This is a genomic window from Dorea sp. D27 (assembly GCF_001185345.1).
GTDB lineage: Bacteria > Bacillota > Clostridia > Lachnospirales > Lachnospiraceae > Extibacter.
In genome coordinates, this window is the sequence record NZ_KQ236744.1 from 1,016,374 (window position 1) to 1,018,203 (window position 1,830).

The following is a 1,830-nucleotide window of genomic DNA, read 5'->3' on the forward strand; positions in this document are numbered from 1 at the left end:
TAAGTTAAGAAAACAGAAGAAAGATGTAGAATACTTTAAAATATATATTCTGCATCTTTCTTCTGTTTTTTTAATAAAAAAAGGTTGACAATTCTTTAGAAATTTGTGGCGAAGCCAATTAATTATATATTTCTTAAGGAGGTTCCACCTATGCATTTTCCACAGATTCTAAAGAAGAAGCTACTCACACTCATCTCTAAGATGGCCGCCAATCCGGCCCCCTTCGTCCGAAGGCCGGGGCACGATTTTGTCAGGATCCGCAAGCTTGGCTTCGAGCAGATGCTCCGTATCCTTATCACAATGGGAAAAAAGAGCCTGAACCAGGAGCTCCTCCGTGCATTCCATTGCTCCTGCCACACCCCTTCTGCTTCAGCTTTTGTCCAGCAACGCGAGAAGATTCTGCCGGAGGCCTTTGAATTCCTGTTCCATCAGTTCAACCAGCTCTTACCCCCGCCAAAGACTTATCAAGGATACCAGCTCATGGCAGTTGACGGTTCAAGGATTACCATAGCCACGAATCCAAAAGATGCGCCCAACCACCTTGTCAATGGCGGCAGCAGGTTCAACCAGCTGCATCTGTCCGTCCTGTTCGACCTCTCCAGCAGACGTTATGAGGATGCCCTGATCCAGCCGGGGAAAGGGTTCAGTGAAAGCAGAGGCTTGTGTACCATGGCAGATAGGTTCCCTACCAGGCAGAAGGTCATCTTTATAGCAGACCGTGGATATGAATCCTTTGATGTGTTTGCCCATATCGAACAGAGCGGGAAGAGCTATCTGATCCGGGCAAAGGATAAGAACAGGAATCGTAAGGGAATCATCTCCAATCTCAAATTGCCGGGGGAAGATACGTTTGATGTGGATATCCCTATCATATTGTCCGCCAGAAGGACAAATAAGGCAAAAGAGCAGAAGGACCTATACCGGTTTCCCGCCGATAAGGGTTCGTTTGACTTTTTCAAGCCTGGACAGGTGGAATACCCGCTCTCAATCCGGGTCCTGAGATTCCGCCTCCCTGGAGGCGGATATGAATGCATCATTACGAATCTTTCCAGGGAGCATTTCCCAATGGAACAGATCAAGGAGCTTTATCATATGAGATGGGGGATTGAGACTTCCTTTCGGGAATTGAAGCATGAAGTGGGGGTCTATGACCTCCATTCCAAAAAGGCGGCGTATGTCATGCAGGAGATCTTCGCACGCCTCCTGCTGTACAACTATTGCGTAGCCACCATATCCCACATGGAGTTCCAGCAGCGGAACACCAGATATGAATATCAGGTCAACTATTCGGTAGCAATCAAGATATGCACATGGTTCTTGCAAGGTGTGAGGGGCATACGTCCGCCAGATGTAGAAAGATTGATAGGGAAGTTCCGGTTGCCGGTGAGGCCCGGACGAAATTTTCCCCGAGAGCGATGGGGAACAAAAGTACATAGCTTCTGCTATCGATAATCATACATCACAATCAATCATACATGCTTTTCTGGCAGATGTAAATCTGTCTTTTTATAGTTGCAGAAAGACAGTGGGATTGATTAAGTACACAATCTCACTGTCCCTATATATGCCGGCAAGACAGGAAACAACCTTATCTTAATGACATTGCTGTGGAATGTTCGCCGATAGCGGCTCACACCCCACGGGCCAAGGAATCTGGTGAGGATTCTCCGTCCCTTCCGCTTACACCTTCGCATATGTCCCCTGCCTCCCCAGCGGCTATCTACTTTACTGGCACGGGCGGGGACGGCTGTGTGACGTTACTGGCGGTCGGAAGGAATTTATCTGTGCCAGTATATTAATAAAAAAGCTGAGCGAGTGAAAACCTTTGGC

General features: G+C 47.7%; 1 protein-coding gene. It reads left to right on the plus strand.

Features of this window, described 5'->3' with window-relative positions; genetic code table 11:
- Positions 1-150 precede the first annotated feature (150 nt).
- On the plus strand, positions 151-1,452 hold the full coding sequence (locus HMPREF0980_RS11335) for an IS4 family transposase (protein WP_084002741.1): 1,302 nt from the start codon (positions 151-153) through the stop codon (positions 1,450-1,452).
- Positions 1,453-1,830 lie beyond the last annotated feature (378 nt).